The organism is Streptomyces sp. NPDC056224, from assembly GCF_042267665.1.
Taxonomy (GTDB): Bacteria; Actinomycetota; Actinomycetes; order Streptomycetales; family Streptomycetaceae; genus Streptomyces.
Genome location: NZ_JBHJTK010000044.1, coordinates 18,836 through 34,541 on the forward strand (window position 1 = coordinate 18,836; position 15,706 = coordinate 34,541).

The following is a 15,706-nucleotide window of genomic DNA, read 5'->3' on the forward strand; positions in this document are numbered from 1 at the left end:
GGACACCGGAAGACACGCCGCTGCCCCCGCCCGGACGGGGGCGGGGGCAGCGGCGGGTGCGGGAGGGGTCAGGCCGCCACGGCGACCGGCTCCGGCGTGACCGGGGCGGGCTCGTCCAGCGGGGAGGCCGAGGCGGTCGCGTAGGCCTCCTTGTCCAGGATTCCCTCGCGGGCCGAGACGATGACCGGGACCAGCGCCTGCCCGGCCACGTTCGTGGCGGTGCGGGCCATGTCCAGGATCGGGTCGATCGCCATCAGCAGGCCGACGCCCGCCAGCGGAAGGCCCAGTGTGGAGAGGGTCAGGGTCAGCATGACCGTCGCGCCGGTCAGACCGGCCGTCGCGGCCGAGCCGATGACCGAGACGAAGACGATGAGCAGGTACTCCTTGATGCCCAGCTGCACGTCGAAGATCTGCGCGATGAAGATCGCGGCGAGCGCCGGGTAGATCGCGGCGCAGCCGTCCATCTTGGTGGTGGCGCCGAACGGGACGGCGAAGGAGGCGTACTCCTTCGGGACGCCGAGGCGCTCGGTGACCTTCTGGGTGACCGGCATGGTGCCGACCGAGGAGCGGGAGACGAAGGCCAGCTGGATGGCCGGCCAGGCGCCCTTGAAGAACTGCAGCGGGCTGACCTTGGCGACCGTGGCCAGCAGCAGCGGGTAGACGCCGAACATCACGAGCGCGCAGCCGATGTAGATGTCGGCGGTGAAGGTCGCGTACTTGCCGATGAGGTCCCAGCCGTACGTGGCGATCGCGGTGCCGATCAGGCCGATGGTGCCGATCGGGGCGAGGCGGATGACCCACCACAGGGCCTTCTGGAGGAGCTCCAGGGCGGACTCGGCGAGGTCGAGGACCGGCTTCGCCTTGCCGCCCAGCTGGAGGGCGGCGATACCGGCGACGACGGCCAGGAAGACGATCTGGAGGACCTTGAGCTCGGTGAACGGCGTGACGATGTCCGTCGGCACGATCCCGGTCAGGAAGTCGATCCAGGTGCCCGCCTTCTTCGGCTCCTTGCCGTCGGCGGCGGTGAGGCCGGTGCCCGCGCCCGGGTCCGTGAGCAGGCCGATGGCGAGGCCGATACCGACCGCGATCAGCGAGGTGATCATGAACCAGAGCAGCGTGCGGGAGGCGAGCCGCGCGGCGTTGTTCACCTTCCGCAGGTTGGTGATGGACACGAGGATCGCGAAGAAGACGAGGGGGGCGATGGCCAGCTTCAGCAACTGGACGAAGGTGTCGCCGACCTTCTCCAGCGTGGTGCCGAGCCAGCTGACGTCCTGGCTGCGGGCGATCCATCCGAAGAGGACGCCCAGGGCCAGACCGGTGACGATCTGGGCCCAGAAGGGGAACTTGAACGAGGCCTTGGCGGGGGCCTGGGGGGTCGCGGACACGGACACTCTCCGGAGATGGCGCACGAAGACAGGGGGAAGTTCTGCGGTGGTGACGCGGTGGTGACACGGCGCGGCGACAGCCTGGGGAGAAAGGCCGGCCGGGACCGAAAGGACCGCTGCTGTATCGATTCAGCTCAACAGCAACAGGCCGCGGACACACGGCGGCAGAGGTCGACGTGCAGGCGCGACACGAGCAGGATGCTCGCGGTCATCGGGTGCGCAGCTGTGGTCGACATGTTGAACACGCTAACACTTCTCCTTTGGGAATCTCAAAGATGTTCTTTGAGACGGGGGCGCACGGACCCGCGTTCCCCCCGCGCGGACCCGTGCCGGCCCCCGGAAACGCCGAACGCCCCAGCGTTACCGGTGGCATTCCCGGTGCTGGGGCGGTTCGGTGTGTGATGAACCCAACTGTTCCGACTGCGCCGACTGCGCCGGCCGCCGGGCCGGCTGCGCCGTTACGAGTTCACGCGCGCCGCGTCGTCGGCCAGGTCCTCCTGGCTGCGGTTCTCGGCGAGCTTCTGCTTCGCACCCGCGACGCGGCCGGAGATCTGCTCGGACATCTCGTCGCGCTGCTTGCGCAGGAGGACGAAGGAGAGCGGCGCGGACAGGACGAGGGCGAGCAGCACGATCCAGGCGACGTTCGCGTCCCCGAGCCCGGCGGGCACCCAGCCGAGGCGGACCAGGCCGGACACGACGACGAGGCATCCGACGAAGATGCCCAGACGCATCGCGGTGTAGCGGATCGTTGCGCTCGGCTTGAGGGACACGGTGACCCCTTCTCTCTCGTCGTGGTCGTACGGCGGCACGTTCGCGTCCAGTGAAGCACGCCGGGCCCCGGCTCCGGCCCGCTGGGGTCAGCGCAGCGGCAGCAGCATCGTGATGTCGTCGCGGTCGTCGCCCGGGGCGACCCGGATGGCGTCGGGGACGCGGCCGACCTCCTTGTAGCCGCAGGCCGCGTAGAACCGCTCCAGGCCCATGCCGCCGCGCACGCCGAGGCGGATCGCCTCGATGCCCTCGATCGAGCGGGCCGCGTCCGCCACCGCGGCCATCAGTTCGCGTCCGCGACCCTTGCCCTGGTGGCGCGGATGGACCATCACCGTGTACGCCCACAGCCAGTGGAGCTGGAGGCGGTGCGTGTTGCGGGTGAGGAAGGCGGCGGCGGCGACCGCACCCTCCTCGTCACGCCCGACGAGGAGCCGGCTGCCCCCCTCGGCGACCGCGGCGAGCTGCTTGACCAGCGCCGGGCGGATGTCGTCGGAGGAGACGGGGGGCACGAAGCCGACCGCGCCGCCCGCATTGGACACGTCCGTCCACAGGCTGAGGATTCCCGCGTGGAGGGCGGGGTCGACGACCGGGTCCACGGTGAAAGTAATAGTCACAGCGCGATGTTATCCATTACATCAACGCGGGTCCAGCACAAAGAAGCCCCGATCCGGGCGGATCGGGGCTTCGTCGCGTCGTTGCGTGACGGACCGCGAGGTCAGACGCGCATCGCCTGCGGCGTCTCGCGCAGCCCCGCGTCCGGGCCGGGGTACTCGCGGATGATCTCGTACCGCGTGTTGCGCTCGACCGGCCGGAAGCCCGCCTCGCGGATCAGCTCCAGCAGGTCCTCGCGGCCCAGCTTGTTCGGGGTGCCGTAGTTGTCCGCGTCGTGCGTGATCTTGTACTCGACGACCGAGCCGTCCATGTCGTCCGCGCCGTGCTGCAGCGCGAGCTGGGCGGTCTGCACGCCGTGCATCACCCAGAAGACCTTCACGTGCGGCACGTTGTCGAACAGCAGCCGCGAGACGGCGAAGGTCTTGAGCGCCTCGGCGCCCGTGGCCATCGTCGTGCGCGCCTGGAGCTTGTTGCGCACCTTGCCGTCCTGCATGTCCACGAAGTCGTGCTGGTAGCGCAGCGGGATGAAGACCTGGAAGCCGCCGGTCTCGTCCTGGAGCTCGCGCAGCCGCAGCACGTGGTCCACGCGGTGGCGCGGCTCCTCGATGTGCCCGTACAGCATCGTCGAGGGGGTCTTGAGACCCTTCGAGTGCGCGAGCCGGTGGATGCGCGACCAGTCTTCCCAGTGGGTGCGGTGGTCGACGATGTGCTGCCGGACCTCCCAGTCGAAGATCTCCGCGCCGCCGCCGGTGAGCGACTCCAGGCCGGCCTCGATCAGCTCGTCCAGGATGTCGGAGGCCGACATCCCGGAGATCGTCTCGAAGTGGTGGATCTCGGTCGCCGTGAACGCCTTGAGCGAGACGTTCGGCAGCGCCTTCTTCAGCTCGGAGAGCGAGCGCGGGTAGTAGCGCCAGGGCAGGTTCGGGTGCAGGCCGTTGACGATGTGCAGCTCGGTGAGGTTGTCGTTCTCCATGGCCTTGGCCAGGCGCACGGCTTCCTCGATGCGCATCGTGTACGCGTCCTTCTCGCCCGGCTTGCGCTGGAACGAGCAGTACGCGCACGAGGCGGTGCACACGTTCGTCATGTTGAGGTGGCGGTTGACGTTGAAGTGCACGACGTCGCCGTTCTTGCGCGTGCGCACCTCGTGGGCGAGGCCACCGAGCCAGGCCAGGTCGTCCGACTCGTAGAGGGCGATGCCGTCCTCCCGGGTCAGCCGCTCGCCGGAGCGGACCTTCTCCTCCAGCTCGCGCTTGAGCCCAGCGTCCATCAGCCGGTCGCCTCCTCTAGATACCTGTCCTGCAACCCGACCAACCGTACTCTCAGGCTTCCTCCGGCAGTTCCCCGACCCGGTTCTCCCACTTGGTGGAGAGCACGATGGTGGTACGGGTACGCGAGACGCCCTTGGTTCCGGACAGCTTGCGGATGATCTTCTCCAGGCCGTCGACGTCGCTGGCGCGCACCTTCAGCATGAAGGAGTCGTCACCCGCGATGAACCAGCAGTCCTCGATCTCCGCGAGGTCGCGCAGCCGACGGGCCACGTCCTCGTGGTCGGCGGCGTCGGAGAGGGAGATGCCGATCAGCGCCGTGACGCCGAGTCCGAGCTCGGCCGCGGCCACCGTCGCGCGGTAGCCGGTGATGACGCCGGCCGTCTCCAGCCGGTTGATGCGGTCGGTGACGCTGGGGCCGGAGAGGCCCACGAGACGGCCCAGCTCCGCGTACGAGGCACGACCGTTCTCGCGAAGTGCCTGGATGAGCTGCCTGTCCACCGTGTCCATTACGTGGAGCCTTCCATTATTCGGCGATCCTGCAAGTTTAGGTATAGAATCTAAGGCATGCAGGGTCAACACCCTGCGAATCTTTTCAAAAGATAAATATCGATCTTCAGGAGTGGTTCACCGTGTACACGATCGAGATGGCCTACGCACACATGCGACAGCTCCAGGAGCTGGCCAACCGATCCCGTGCCCACCAGCCCGCCGCCGCCCACCGCGTCGACAAGACCCGCAAGCCGGGCCGGGCCAAGAAGGCCTGACCCGAGGGCGGGAGCCTCCCCTAGCTCCGCTGGGGGCGCCCCCGGACTTCCCCCTCCCAACGGCGGTACAGCTGGTGCGGCACCCCTGCCGCGTCCAGCACCCGCCCCGCGACGAAGTCCACCAGGTCCTGGATGTGCGTCGCGCCCGCGTAGAACGCCGGAGAGGCGGGCAGCACGATCGCGCCCGCCTCGTCCAGCGCCACGAGATGCTTCAGCGTCTGACCATTGAGCGGGGTCTCCCGCACCGCGACCACCAGCCGGCGCCGCTCCTTGAGCGTCACGCTCGCGACGCGCTGGAGCAGGTCCTTCGACAGCCCGAGCGCCACCCCCGCCACGCAGGCCGTGGACGCGGGAACGATGAGCATCCCCTTGACGGGGTACGAGCCCGAGCTCGGACCGGCCGCCAGGTCCCCCGCGCCCCAGTACCGGACATCGCCCTCGAAGGGCTGGAAGGTCCCCGGCTTGCCGTCGGCGCCGTATGTCAGCCACTGCGTCAGATCGTCGCGCCAGTGCGCGTCGCGGAAGGCGATCCCGGTCTCGTCCAGCAGGGTCAGACGCGAGGCCCGGCTGACCACCAGGTCGACGCTCTCTCCCGCCGCGAGCAGCCCGCGGAGCACCGCCGCCGCGTACGGCGTCCCGGACGCCCCGGAAACCCCGACCACCCACGGGGTGCGCTTGCGCTCAGTCATACCTCCGAGACTATCCGGCCATCACGGGCGGGCACTCGCTATGGTGGCCGGACGTTCCAGGGGGTGGGACGCACGACGAAGGGGACGAGGGTGAGCACGGCTCAGGACACCTGGACACAGACCGACCGGGCGAAGGCCGCTGCCAAGCTGATGCTCGGCTGGGTGGCCCTCCTGTGGGTGATCGAGGCCGTCGACTACGCCACCGGGCACGCGCTCGACCCGTACGGGATCAGCGCGCGCAGCGTCGGGGGACTCAGCGGCATCCTCACCGCCCCGTTCCTGCACTTCGGCTTCGCGCACGTGGCGGCCAACAGCGTCGCCCTGCTGATCTTCGGCTTCGTCGCCGCGCTCAGCGGCATACGCCACTTCCTGGCCGTCAGCGCCATCGTCATCCTCGGGGACGGGATCGGCGTCTGGCTGATCTCCCCCTCGAACACCAACACCGCCGGCGCCTCGGGCCTGGTCTTCGGCCTGTTCGGCTACCTCGTCGTCCGCGGCTTCGTCGAGCGCAAGCCCCTCGGCATCGCGGTGGGCGTGGTGATCGCCGCGATCTGGGGCGGCTCGTTCCTCCTCGGCGCCCTGCCGACGGACACCGCGGTCAGCTGGCAGGGCCACCTCTGCGGCCTCGCGGCGGGCGTGCTGACGGCCCTGTTCTTCCGCCGCCCGGCCCGCCCGGCGTCCCCGAACCGGCTGGTCCGGGCCTAAAAGGGCCGAGAAGGGCCTAGAAGGTCAGGCCCCGGGCCACCAGGTCGGCCAGGGCGCACACGAAGAGGGCGATGCCGATGAAGCCGTTCACCGTGAAGAAGGCGCGGTTCAGGCGGGACAGGTCGTGCGGCTTGACGATGGTGTGCTCGTAGCAGAAGGCACAGGCGACGATCACCAGGCCCGACCAGAAGAGCACCCCCGCGTCCGTGGCGAGGGCGTACCAGACCAGCAGGGCCGTGGTCACGACGTGCGCGCCGCGGGCCCCCCAGAGGGCGGCCGGGACGCCGAAGCGCGCCGGGACGGACCTGACGCCCTCCGCTCGGTCCGCGGCCACGTCCTGGGAACCGAAGATCAGGTCGAAGCCGCCGATCCACACGCCCACCGCGAGTCCCAGGATCACCGCGTCCCAGGACCACTCGCCGGTGACCGCCAGCCAGGCCCCGACCGGGCCGATCGCCTGCGCCAGGCCCAGGATCGCGTGCGGGAAGTCCGTGAACCGCTTGCCGTACGGGTACACCACCATCGGGACCACGGCGACGGGCGCGAGCGCCAGGCAGAGCGGGTTCAGCAGCGCCGCCGAGCCGAGGAAGACCGCGAGCGCGATCCCGGCCCCGGTCCACGCGGAGCGGACGGAGACCGCACCGGTGACCAGCTCACGGCCAGCGGTACGCGGGTTCCGGGAGTCGATCTCGCGGTCGATGATCCGGTTGGCGGCCATCGCGAAGGTCCGCAGGCCCACCATGCAGGTGGTGACCAGCAGCAGCGTGCCCCAGTGCACGTTCCGGTCGAGCTGGAACATGGCGGTGAGCGCGGCGATGTAGGCGAAGGGCAGCGCGAAGACCGAGTGCTCGATCATCACCAGCCGCAGGAAGGCCTTGACCTTGTTGCCGGCCTCGGGCGCAGGGCCGGGCCCGACCACTCCGTCGGCGGTGGTCATCATGCGAGGTCCCTCCGGAATGCTTCGAGGTGGGCCAGCTGCTCGTCGAGGGGGACGGCGCCGATCTCCAGGTCGAGGTGCGAGGTCTCGTCGTGTCCGCACGGCGTGACACGTGCCAGGAACACGACCGCGTCGTCGAGCCGGCGGACGTGGACGCTCAGCGGATTGTTGCGGCCCTCGCTGACGACCGCGCTGAAGTGCCGGCGCGGCGCGAAGGGCCCGTCGGGGGCGAAGCCTTCGAGCAGCCGGTCCGCGAACGCCCGGACCTCCTCGGCGCCCACTCCGGCGGTTTCGAAGTCCGCCGTGAAGCAGCCGCCCCAGTCGGCGGTGAGCCGCCAGAACGTTTCGGCCCCCTCGGGCGCGGTGAGCCGCACGGAGGAGACGTCGTCGCCGAGCCTGAGCTGCGGGGGGTACCCGTCGTCGGCGGTGGTCATGATGCGAGGCTCCTGCGGAACTCTTCGAGGTCGGCCAGGAGTCCGGCGAGCGGCACCGGGGTCGTCTCCAGGACCTGGGGCTGCTGGTCCTCGCCCTCGGGCGGGGTGACGCGGGCCGTGAAGGCGTAACCGTCGGCGCCGGCCGGGCGGGCGTCGAGCCGGAGCACCGGGCCCGCCTCGACGGTGAAGCCCTCGCCGGAGCCGAGGGCGGTCTGCAGCTGCTCCGCGAAGTGGTCGGCCTCGGCGTCACGCAGGCCGGGCAGCTCGAAGCCGCCGCCCTCGCCGTCCTCGTCCTCCCACATCAGCGCCCAGACGTTGCCGGGGCCCGCGAACTCCTCGGGCGAGACGCCCGCCCGTTCGGCGGCCTGCCGGACACCCGGGTCGGCGGGGTCGATCTTCGGGCGCTCCAGGCTCACGTAGGCCGTGGGGCTGCCGATGAGGAGGCCCGGGCCCGTGACGGCGATCGGGCTCACAGTCCGTACTCCTTCCAGCGGCGGTCCACCAGGGCGGCGGTCGCCGGGTCCGACTCGACCATGTCGGGCCAGCCGCCGTCGCGGGTGTAGCCCTCCTCGGGGAGCTTCTTCGTGGCGTCGATGCCGGCCTTGCCGCCCCAGAACTGCTGGTACGAGGCGTGGTCCAGGTGGTCCACCGGACCCTCCACGACGGTCAGGTCGCGGGAGTAGTCCGTGTTGCCGAGCGCCCGCCACGACACCTCGTGCAGGTCGTGGACGTCGCAGTCGGCGTCCACCACGATGATCAGCTTGGTCAGCGACATCATGTGCGCGCCCCAGATGGCGTGCATGACCTTCTGCGCGTGCTTCGGGTACTTCTTGTCGATCGAGACGATCGCGCAGTTGTGGAAGCCGCCCGACTCGGGCAGGTGGTAGTCCACGATGTCCGGCACGATGATCTTGAGCAGCGGGAGGAAGAAGCGCTCCGTGGCGCGGCCCAGCGGCCCGTCCTCGGTCGGCGGGCGGCCGACCACGATCGACTGGAGCAGCGGGCGCCTGCGCATCGTCACGCAGTCGATCTTCAGCGCGGGGAAGGGCTCCTGCGGGGTGTAGAAGCCGGTGTGGTCGCCGAAGGGGCCCTCCGGGAGCATCTCGCCCGGCTCCAGCCAGCCCTCGATCACGACCTCCGCGTTGGCCGGGACCTGGAGCGGCACGGTCTTGCAGTCGACCATCTCGATCCGCTTGCCCGCGACGAACCCGGCGAAGAGGTACTCGTCGATGTCGCCGGGCAGCGGCGCGGTGGACGCGTACGTCACCGCGGGCGGGCAGCCGAAGGCGATCGCGACCGGCAGCCGCTCGCCGCGCTTGGCGGCGACCGCGTAGTGGTTGCGGCTGTCCTTGTGGATCTGCCAGTGCATGCCGATGGTGCGCTTGTCGTGGCGCTGGAGGCGGTAGAGGCCGAGGTTGCGTACGCCGGTCTCGGGGTGCTTGGTGTGCGTGAGGCCGAGGTTGAAGAAGGAGCCGCCGTCCTTGGGCCACGTGAAGAGGGCCGGCAGCTGGTCGAGGTCCACGTCGTCGCCGGTGAGGACGACCTCCTGGACCGGGGCCTCACCCTTGATCTTCTTGGGCGGCACGTGGACCATCGAGCCGAGCTTGCCGAAGGCCTCGCGGACGCCGATGAAGCCCTGCGGCAGCTCCGGCTTGAGCAGACCGCCGATCTTCTCGCTGATCTCGCCGTACGACTTCAGGCCGAGGGCCTTCAGGAGGCGGCGGTCGGTGCCGAAGACGTTCATGGCCAGCGGCATGGCCGAGCCCTTGACGTTCTCGAAGAGCAGGGCCGGACCCCCCGCCTTGTTCACTCTGTCGACGATCTCCCCGACCTCCAGGTACGGGTCGACTTCGGCCTTGATGCGCTTGAGGTCGCCCTCCCGCTCCAGAGCCCGGAGCAGCGAGCGGAGATCGTCGTAAGCCATAGGGGTCAGTATCCGTCACCAACTACTCTGGGGGCGTCACCGGGGCCCGCTGCGGGCCCGCCGCCACTGCCCGGGAGTCGGTCCCACACCGTGCTGCGCTATCTGCCGTTCCTGCTGATCCTCGCGCTGACCATCTACGCCTTCATCGACTGCCTGAACACGCCGGAGGAAGAGGTCAAGCACCTGCCCAAGGTGGTCTGGGTGATCATCATCCTGCTCTTCTCCATCGTCGGGCCGGTGGTGTGGCTGGCCGCGGGCAAGAACCGGGCCGCGGTCGGCGGCGGCCGGGCGCGCCGGGCCCAGTGGATCGCACCCGACGACAACCCGGAGTTCCTGAAGTCCCTGCGCGACGAGCAGGAGAAGAAGAAGGACACGGGCAAGGACAAGGACTAGCCCGGACCAGGTCGGCCGTTCACTGCGCCCAGGGCAGGACGCGGGTGCCCTCGGTGCCCGGGACGCGGACCACGCCGTCCGCGCGCATGGCGACGTGGGCCTCGAAGGACTCGGCGGCGTGGATCCGGCGGAGCACGTCCGGGGGCAGCACCAGGGTCTGGCCCGCGGTGACCTTCTCGGTTCGGCCACCGTCCCAGGTGATCTCCAGCGAACCGGCCGTGAGCGTCCAGACCTGCTCGCGGCTGACGGAGTGCTCGGGGCCGGTCGCACCGGCGGTCATGTCGACGTGCCAGGTGCTGAGTTCGGCACTGCCCCGGCTCGGGGCGGCCAGGCCGGTCATGGTGGCGTTCGGGGTGACGGTGACGTGCTCGGGGGTCGTGGTGATCACGTGCAAGGCGGTCCCTCAATCCTGCGAGTCAAGGAGCTTTACTTGCGACGAGTAAAGCAGGTTGACTCGCATGTGTCACCATGTTTCCGTGACCGGAGACGAAGACGAGGGTGTCGAGCTGGCCTTCCTGCTCGGCCTGGGCTTCCAGCTGCTGCTGGGCGAGTTCACGCGGCGCGTGGCCGCCGCCGGATACGCCGACCTGCGGCCCCAGCACGGGATGGCCTTCCAGGTCCTCAAGGGCCCCGGAACCACCGCCTCCGAGCTCGCCGAGCGGCTGGGAGTGACGAAACAGGCCGCCGGCCAGCTCGTGGACGACCTGGAGAAGCGCGGCTACGTCCGCCGCGAGCCGCACCCCGAGGGCGGCCGCCGCAAGCTGGTCGTCCTGACACCGGCGGCCGTCGACCACCTGGCCGTCGCGGGCCGCATCCTGCACCAGCTGGAGGACGAACTCGGCCACAGCGCCGATCTGCCAGCCCTGCGCGGCGAGCTCTGGCGCGTCGTGCGCACCCTCAACGGGGACGCGGAACTGCCGGCCCTGCGGCCGGTGTGGTGAGCGATAGAGCAACCGGGCAGGTGAGCAGGTGACGGATCGGGCGCGCTACGCCCTGGTCAGGGCCGCGTATTGCGCGCGCAGCCCGTCCCGGCGGGCGCCGGTCCACACGACCCAGTCCACCGGCTGCCCGGCCAGCGCGGACTCCAGCAGTTCGAAGTGCTCGTGCCAGACCGCGAGGTGGTCCAGACGCTCGGCCTCGGCTTCGGCCTCCTGCGCCCCGGCCCGGCCGCCCACGCGGCGCTCGTTCACGAACCGGATGACGGTCGAGTCCGTCCCCACCGGCTCCAGGTGGAAACGGATCCGCTCCTGCCCGCCCACCGTGTACTCCACGACCCGCTCGACGTCCCAGGCCGTGACGCGGCCGGTCTCCACCGTCGGGCTGCCCAGCCGGTGCAGCGCGACCTCCCCGCCGAGCCTGCGCTCCAGGACCTCCGCCTCGGCCAGCCAGCCGCGCAGCCCGTCCCGCGTGGTCAGGGCGGGCCACAGCGCCTCGTACGCGTAGGGGAGGTGCAGCTCGAAGCGGATCCGCAGGCGGCCTTCGCCGGGACTGTCGCTGGTGCCATGGCTCACAGGAGGCATGACACCAGCGTCCCACTCCCGCCGGTCAGACGCCCGCGTACGAGTGCTTGCCGCTGAGCAGGATGTTCACGCCGTAGTAGTTCCAGATCCAGCAGGCGAAGGCGAAGAGCGCGAGGTACGCGGCCTTGCGGCCCTTCCAGCCGGCCGTGGCGCGGGCGTGCAGGTAGCAGGCGTACGCCACCCACGTCACGAAGGACCAGACCTCCTTGGGGTCCCAGCCCCAGTAGCGGCCCCAGGCGTCGCCCGCCCAGATCGCGCCCGCGATGATCGTGAAGGTCCACAGCGGGAACACGGCCGCGTTGATGCGGTACGAGAACTTGTCGAGCGAGGCCGCCGAGGGCAGCCGCTCCAGCACGGAGGAGGCGAACCCGCCCGGCTTGCCTCCGCCCGCGAGCTTGGCCTCGTAGGAGTCGCGGAAGAGGTACAGGACCGCTCCGGCCGCGCCGATGTAGAAAACGGCGCCGCAGAAGATCGCGGTGGAGACGTGGATCCACAGCCAGTACGAGTGCAGGGCCGGGACCAGCTGGTCACTGTCGGTGTAGAGCCAGGTCACGGCGATGCCGAGGTCCAGCAGAACGGTGGTGACCAGGATCAGGCCGAGCCAGCGGACGTTCTTCTTCAGCGCGAGGAGCACCAGGTACGCGCCGACGGCCACCGTGGAGAAGGTGATCGAGAACTCGTACATGTTGCCCCAGGGGGCCCGCTGCACCGACATCGCCCGGGCGACGACGCCGGCCGCCTCGATGAGGAAGGCGAGCGCGGTCAGCGAGACCGCGATCCGCCCGTACAGGTCACCCTGCTCGGTGCCGCCCGCGGCGCCCGGGCCGTCGGGCACGTCGCGCGTGCCCGCGGCGGAGCGGGTGACGACCTGCGGCTTGTCGAGGACGGCCGTACTGCCCGCCTTGCCCCGGACCTGCACGGCGGGGGCGGCCGCGCCCTTGGCCGGGGTCAGCGCGGCGGCCGTTCGGGCCACCTTGCTGCGGCTGCCGAAGGTCCACTCGGCGATGTGCGCGAAGAAGGCGAGCGTGTAGACCGCCATCGACGAATAGACCAGGTAGTTGCTGATCTGAGCCAGGTTCTCGTTGGCTGCGGCAGCGAGCGGCGTCATCCGCGCTCTCCTTCAGAGGTTTCTTCAACAGGTTCAGACGCAGTCGGCGCCTGCTGGTGCAAGTGGCCGGCGAGCTCGGCCAGCTCCTGCGGGAGCCGGGCGGACTCGCTGCGGCCGAGGCCCGCCATCTCGACGACGGTGACGCCGTCCTCGCCGCGCACCGCGCGCACCCAGACCCGGCGGCGCTGGATGAACAGCGATCCGGCCAGGCCCCCGATGGCGGCGATCGCACCCGCCAGGGCGAGGCCGCTGCCCGGCTGGTGGGTGACGGAGAAGGTGGCCCACCGCTCGATGCCCTCGAACTTCACGGTGCCCGCGCCGTTCGGCAGGACCATCGACTCGCCGCGCGCCAGCTTCTGCTTGAACAGCTGGCCCGACTCGTCCTTGAACGACTCCATCTTGGAGGTGTTCAGCTGGTACACGTTCTGCGGCAGGCCCGAGTCGACACCGAGGCTGCCGTGCCAGGCGCTGAGCATGAGCCGCGGATTACCCAGCTCCGGGAACTGCGAGAACATCATGCCCCGGCCCTCGCCGGCGAACGTCGGAACGAAGACGGCGTTGAAGCCGAGCTGCTCCTTCTTGCCGTCCTTGTCCTTGTAGCCGTCGGTGACCTTGACGGCTCCGGTGGAGGTGAGGCTGGCGTCCTGGGGGAGCATCGGCACGGCGTCCTTGAAGATCACCTTGCCGGTGGGGTCGGTCACCGAGATGACCGGCGCGTAGCCGTGCCCGAGCAGGTAGACCTTGGAGCCGTCGACCTCAAGGGGCTCGTTGACCTGGATCTCGCGCTTCTGCGGCTTGCCGTCCGCCCCTTCGGTGAAGGTGACGTACGCCTTGAAGTCGCGCGGGGTGCCCCGCTGGGGGCCGGTCTTCTCGTACGTCGCGTCGAACCTGTCCAGGGTGAACGAGAAGGGCGGCAGGTCGTCGGGGTCGAAGAGGCTGCCGTACTTGAAGTCGTCGTACTGGGTGAGCGTGTTCGAGAAGCCGCCGCCGCGCAGGACGAGCTTGCCGCCCTCGGACTTGAAGTACTGCCCCCAGGCGAAGGCCACCAGCATCACGATCAGCGCCACGTGGAAGGCCAGATTGCCGGCCTCGCGCAGGTAGCCCTTCTCCGCGGCGAGGGAGTTCCCGCCGCCCGCCTCCGTGCGGAAGCGCCGCCCGCCGAGCACCGTCCGCGCGTACGAGAGGACCTCGTCCGGGGACTTCTCCGTACGCCACGTCGTGTAGACGGGCAGCCGGTCCAGGCGCTTGGGGGCGGCCGGCGGCCGGCCGCGGAGCTGGCCCACGAACTGCCAGGAGCGCGGCAGGATGCAGCCGATCAGCGAGATGAACAGCAGCAGGTAGATCGCGGAGAACCACACCGAGCTGTAGACGTCGAAGAGCTGGAACGTCTCGGCGACGCCCACCCAGGACGGGTTGTCCCGCTTCCAGACGGCGACCTTCATCGCGTCGACGTTGGTCTGCGGGATGAGGGAGCCCGGGATGGCACCCAGGGACAGCATGAAGAGCAGGATCAGCGCCACCCGCATGGAGGTGAGCTGCCGCCAGAACCAGCGGGCCCAGCCGATCACCCCGATGCCGGCGGCCGGCCCCGCGGGGCCGTCCTCCAGCGGGGCGGTGGACAGCTGGGCGCCGGCCGCGCCGAGCGCGGGCTCGGCGGGGTCTTCGGATCGCGGCGCCTCGGTGGACGCGTTGTCGGTCGTACTCATGTCCGTGTAGTCCTCAGATCCCCACCGTGAAGCGTTGGGTCCAGCTCTGCATGTCACTGACGATGCTGGCCCACATTCCTGTGACGAGCAGCAGACCGGTCAGGATCAGCATGCCTCCGCCGATGCGCATCACCCACGCATAGTGCTTCTTCACCCAGCCGAATGCGCCGAGCGCCTTGCGGAAGGCGATCGCGGTGAGGATGAACGGCACGCCGAGCCCGAGGCAGTAGGCGACGGTCAGCAGCGCGCCCCGGCCGGCGCTCGCCTGGTCGAGGGAGAGCGTGGTGACGGCCGCGAGGGTCGGGCCCATGCAGGGGGTCCAGCCGACGCCGAAGAGCACGCCGAGCATCGGGGCGCCGAGCAGGCCTGCCGTCGGCTTCTTGTGGAAGCGGAACTCCCGCATCGTCAGACCCGGGATCGCGCCCATGAAGAAGAGGCCCAGGAGGATCACCAGACCGCCCAGGACCCGGGAGATGATCTCGTTGTTCTCCCTCAGGGTCTCGCCGAAGTAGCCGAAGAGCGCGCCGGTGGAGACGAAGACGGCGGTGAAGCCGGCGATGAACAGGAGCGCGCCCGCCAGCATCCGCCCGCGGCGGGCCTCCGCGAGGTCGGCGCCGCTGACGCCGGTCACGTAGGAGAGGTAGCCGGGGACCAGCGGGAGCACGCAGGGCGAGAAGAAGGAGACCAGTCCGGCGAGGACCGAGACGGGCAGCGCAAGCAGCAGCGCCCCGTTCAGGACCGTGGTGTTCACGCCGGTCGCCTCGGCGGCGAGCACGTACTCGACCACGAGGTCACTGCTCCGCGAGGATCGGGTCGATCATCGAGCGCAGTTGATCCTCGCTCACCGCGACGAGGGTCCGGGCGGCGATCCTGCCCTCCTTGTCGAGGATGATCGTGGAGGGGATCGAACTCGCGTTGAGGGTGCCCTTGGGGAAGCGGAGCATCAGCTTTCCGGCGGGGTCGTAGAAGCTCGGGTAGGTGATCCCGAAGTTCTCCTCGAACGAGGCCGCGTTCTCCTTGCTCGTGTCGCGGGTGTTGATGCCGACGAAGGCGACGTCCTTGCCGCCGTCGGCCAGGTCCTTGGAGACCTTGGCGAAGTTGGGGGCCTCGGCACGGCACGGCGGGCACCACGAGCCCCAGACGTTGAGGACGACGACCTTGCCCTTGAGGGTGGTGGTGTCGAGGGTCTTGCCGTCGACGGTCTCGCCGTCGAGCTTCGGGGCCTCGTCGCGCTCCCCCTTGGCGACGGTGGAGATGCCGCTCTTGCCCGTGACGTAGTTGCCACCGGTGGAGGTGGCCTTGCCGCCGCCGTCCGAGCCGCCGCAGGACGTCAGGGTCATGACGCCCGCGACGGTCACCGCGGTCAGCAGGGCGGCACGGCCGCTGGTCGAGCGGCGGCTGTTTCGACTGGCACGGGCGCGGCTGAGGCTCATGTGAAAAGTTTCGCATGAGCAATTTGTTGATCTACCGCACCCCCCGGCGGGGTGTCGACG

20 protein-coding genes are annotated in these 15,706 nt (G+C 69.9%); 4 read left to right on the forward strand and 16 right to left on the reverse strand.

Annotation, left to right across the window (positions count from 1 at the left end):
- Window positions 1–68: 68 nt before the first annotated feature.
- From ACFCZ1_RS32230 to ACFCZ1_RS32250, 5 genes are all read right to left on the reverse strand, one after another.
- On the reverse strand, window positions 69–1,391 hold the full coding sequence (locus tag ACFCZ1_RS32230) for a dicarboxylate/amino acid:cation symporter (protein WP_376681820.1): 1,323 nt from the start codon (window positions 1,389–1,391) through the stop codon (window positions 69–71).
- A 452-nt stretch (window positions 1,392–1,843) separates the two neighbouring features.
- Window positions 1,844–2,116 carry a DUF4229 domain-containing protein gene (locus ACFCZ1_RS32235; protein WP_376681855.1) on the reverse strand — a complete coding sequence of 91 codons (273 nt, stop codon included), beginning with the start codon at window positions 2,114–2,116 and terminating at the stop codon, window positions 1,844–1,846.
- 126 nt (window positions 2,117–2,242) lie between these two features.
- Window positions 2,243–2,767, reverse strand: a complete 525-nt coding sequence (locus ACFCZ1_RS32240; RefSeq protein WP_376681821.1) for a GNAT family N-acetyltransferase — start codon at window positions 2,765–2,767, stop codon at window positions 2,243–2,245.
- Window positions 2,768–2,868: 101 nt separating this feature from the next.
- A complete protein-coding gene (gene mqnE, locus ACFCZ1_RS32245; protein WP_069920704.1) occupies window positions 2,869–4,032 on the reverse strand; it encodes an aminofutalosine synthase MqnE in 1,164 nt (387 codons plus the stop codon).
- Between the two features lie 52 nt (window positions 4,033–4,084).
- On the reverse strand, window positions 4,085–4,540 hold the full coding sequence (locus ACFCZ1_RS32250) for an Lrp/AsnC family transcriptional regulator (RefSeq protein ID WP_376681822.1): 456 nt from the start codon (window positions 4,538–4,540) through the stop codon (window positions 4,085–4,087).
- Between the two features lie 122 nt (window positions 4,541–4,662).
- Between ACFCZ1_RS32250 and ACFCZ1_RS32255 the strand changes: the two genes are divergently transcribed.
- Window positions 4,663–4,797: a hypothetical protein gene (locus tag ACFCZ1_RS32255; RefSeq protein WP_267886500.1), complete on the forward strand. Its 135-nt coding sequence runs from the start codon at window positions 4,663–4,665 to the stop codon at window positions 4,795–4,797.
- Between the two features lie 20 nt (window positions 4,798–4,817).
- Here the strand turns inward: ACFCZ1_RS32255 and ACFCZ1_RS32260 are convergent, their stop codons facing one another.
- Window positions 4,818–5,486 carry a UbiX family flavin prenyltransferase gene (locus ACFCZ1_RS32260; protein ID WP_376681823.1) on the reverse strand — a complete coding sequence of 223 codons (669 nt, stop codon included), beginning with the start codon at window positions 5,484–5,486 and terminating at the stop codon, window positions 4,818–4,820.
- Window positions 5,487–5,636: 150 nt separating this feature from the next.
- Between ACFCZ1_RS32260 and ACFCZ1_RS32265 the strand changes: the two genes are divergently transcribed.
- Window positions 5,637–6,191, forward strand: a complete 555-nt coding sequence (locus ACFCZ1_RS32265; protein ID WP_376681856.1) for a rhomboid family intramembrane serine protease — start codon at window positions 5,637–5,639, stop codon at window positions 6,189–6,191.
- Between the two features lie 16 nt (window positions 6,192–6,207).
- Here ACFCZ1_RS32265 and mqnP read toward each other — a convergent pair whose 3' ends face one another.
- The 4 genes from mqnP to ACFCZ1_RS32285 are packed head-to-tail and all read right to left on the reverse strand — an operon-like array spanning window position 6,208 to window position 9,486.
- Window positions 6,208–7,128, reverse strand: coding sequence for a menaquinone biosynthesis prenyltransferase MqnP (mqnP, locus tag ACFCZ1_RS32270; RefSeq protein WP_376681857.1), 921 nt, complete (start codon window positions 7,126–7,128; stop codon window positions 6,208–6,210).
- Window positions 7,128–7,562 carry a hypothetical protein gene (locus ACFCZ1_RS32275; protein WP_376681824.1) on the reverse strand — a complete coding sequence of 145 codons (435 nt, stop codon included), beginning with the start codon at window positions 7,560–7,562 and terminating at the stop codon, window positions 7,128–7,130. The genes mqnP and ACFCZ1_RS32275 overlap by 1 nt, the downstream gene beginning before the upstream one ends.
- Window positions 7,559–8,035, reverse strand: a complete 477-nt coding sequence (locus tag ACFCZ1_RS32280; RefSeq protein ID WP_376681825.1) for a hypothetical protein — start codon at window positions 8,033–8,035, stop codon at window positions 7,559–7,561. Before ACFCZ1_RS32280 ends, ACFCZ1_RS32275 begins: the two co-directional genes overlap by 4 nt.
- On the reverse strand, window positions 8,032–9,486 hold the full coding sequence (locus ACFCZ1_RS32285) for a menaquinone biosynthesis decarboxylase (protein WP_376681826.1): 1,455 nt from the start codon (window positions 9,484–9,486) through the stop codon (window positions 8,032–8,034). The genes ACFCZ1_RS32280 and ACFCZ1_RS32285 overlap by 4 nt, the downstream gene beginning before the upstream one ends.
- Before the next feature lie 90 nt (window positions 9,487–9,576).
- On the opposite strand from ACFCZ1_RS32285, the gene ACFCZ1_RS32290 reads away from it, so the two are divergent.
- Window positions 9,577–9,879 carry a PLD nuclease N-terminal domain-containing protein gene (locus tag ACFCZ1_RS32290; protein WP_376681827.1) on the forward strand — a complete coding sequence of 101 codons (303 nt, stop codon included), beginning with the start codon at window positions 9,577–9,579 and terminating at the stop codon, window positions 9,877–9,879.
- A 19-nt stretch (window positions 9,880–9,898) separates the two neighbouring features.
- Here the strand turns inward: ACFCZ1_RS32290 and ACFCZ1_RS32295 are convergent, their stop codons facing one another.
- A complete protein-coding gene (locus ACFCZ1_RS32295) occupies window positions 9,899–10,267 on the reverse strand; it encodes a cupin domain-containing protein (protein WP_376681828.1) in 369 nt (122 codons plus the stop codon).
- A 70-nt stretch (window positions 10,268–10,337) separates the two neighbouring features.
- Between ACFCZ1_RS32295 and ACFCZ1_RS32300 the strand changes: the two genes are divergently transcribed.
- Window positions 10,338–10,820 (forward strand): MarR family winged helix-turn-helix transcriptional regulator, encoded by a 483-nt coding sequence (locus ACFCZ1_RS32300; protein WP_376681829.1) that lies wholly within the window; start codon window positions 10,338–10,340, stop codon window positions 10,818–10,820.
- 45 nt (window positions 10,821–10,865) lie between these two features.
- Here ACFCZ1_RS32300 and ACFCZ1_RS32305 read toward each other — a convergent pair whose 3' ends face one another.
- The 5 genes from ACFCZ1_RS32305 to ACFCZ1_RS32325 are packed head-to-tail and all read right to left on the reverse strand — an operon-like array spanning window position 10,866 to window position 15,646.
- Window positions 10,866–11,399, reverse strand: coding sequence for an SRPBCC domain-containing protein (locus tag ACFCZ1_RS32305; protein ID WP_376681830.1), 534 nt, complete (start codon window positions 11,397–11,399; stop codon window positions 10,866–10,868).
- Window positions 11,400–11,424: 25 nt separating this feature from the next.
- Window positions 11,425–12,507, reverse strand: a complete 1,083-nt coding sequence (gene ccsB / locus ACFCZ1_RS32310) for a c-type cytochrome biogenesis protein CcsB (protein WP_376681831.1) — start codon at window positions 12,505–12,507, stop codon at window positions 11,425–11,427.
- Window positions 12,504–14,213, reverse strand: coding sequence for a cytochrome c biogenesis protein ResB (locus ACFCZ1_RS32315; protein ID WP_376681832.1), 1,710 nt, complete (start codon window positions 14,211–14,213; stop codon window positions 12,504–12,506). The genes ccsB and ACFCZ1_RS32315 overlap by 4 nt, the downstream gene beginning before the upstream one ends.
- 13 nt (window positions 14,214–14,226) lie before the next feature.
- Window positions 14,227–15,000, reverse strand: a complete 774-nt coding sequence (locus ACFCZ1_RS32320; protein WP_376681833.1) for a cytochrome c biogenesis CcdA family protein — start codon at window positions 14,998–15,000, stop codon at window positions 14,227–14,229.
- A 4-nt stretch (window positions 15,001–15,004) separates the two neighbouring features.
- Window positions 15,005–15,646, reverse strand: coding sequence for a TlpA family protein disulfide reductase (locus ACFCZ1_RS32325; protein ID WP_376681834.1), 642 nt, complete (start codon window positions 15,644–15,646; stop codon window positions 15,005–15,007).
- Between the last annotated feature and the right edge of the window lie 60 nt (window positions 15,647–15,706).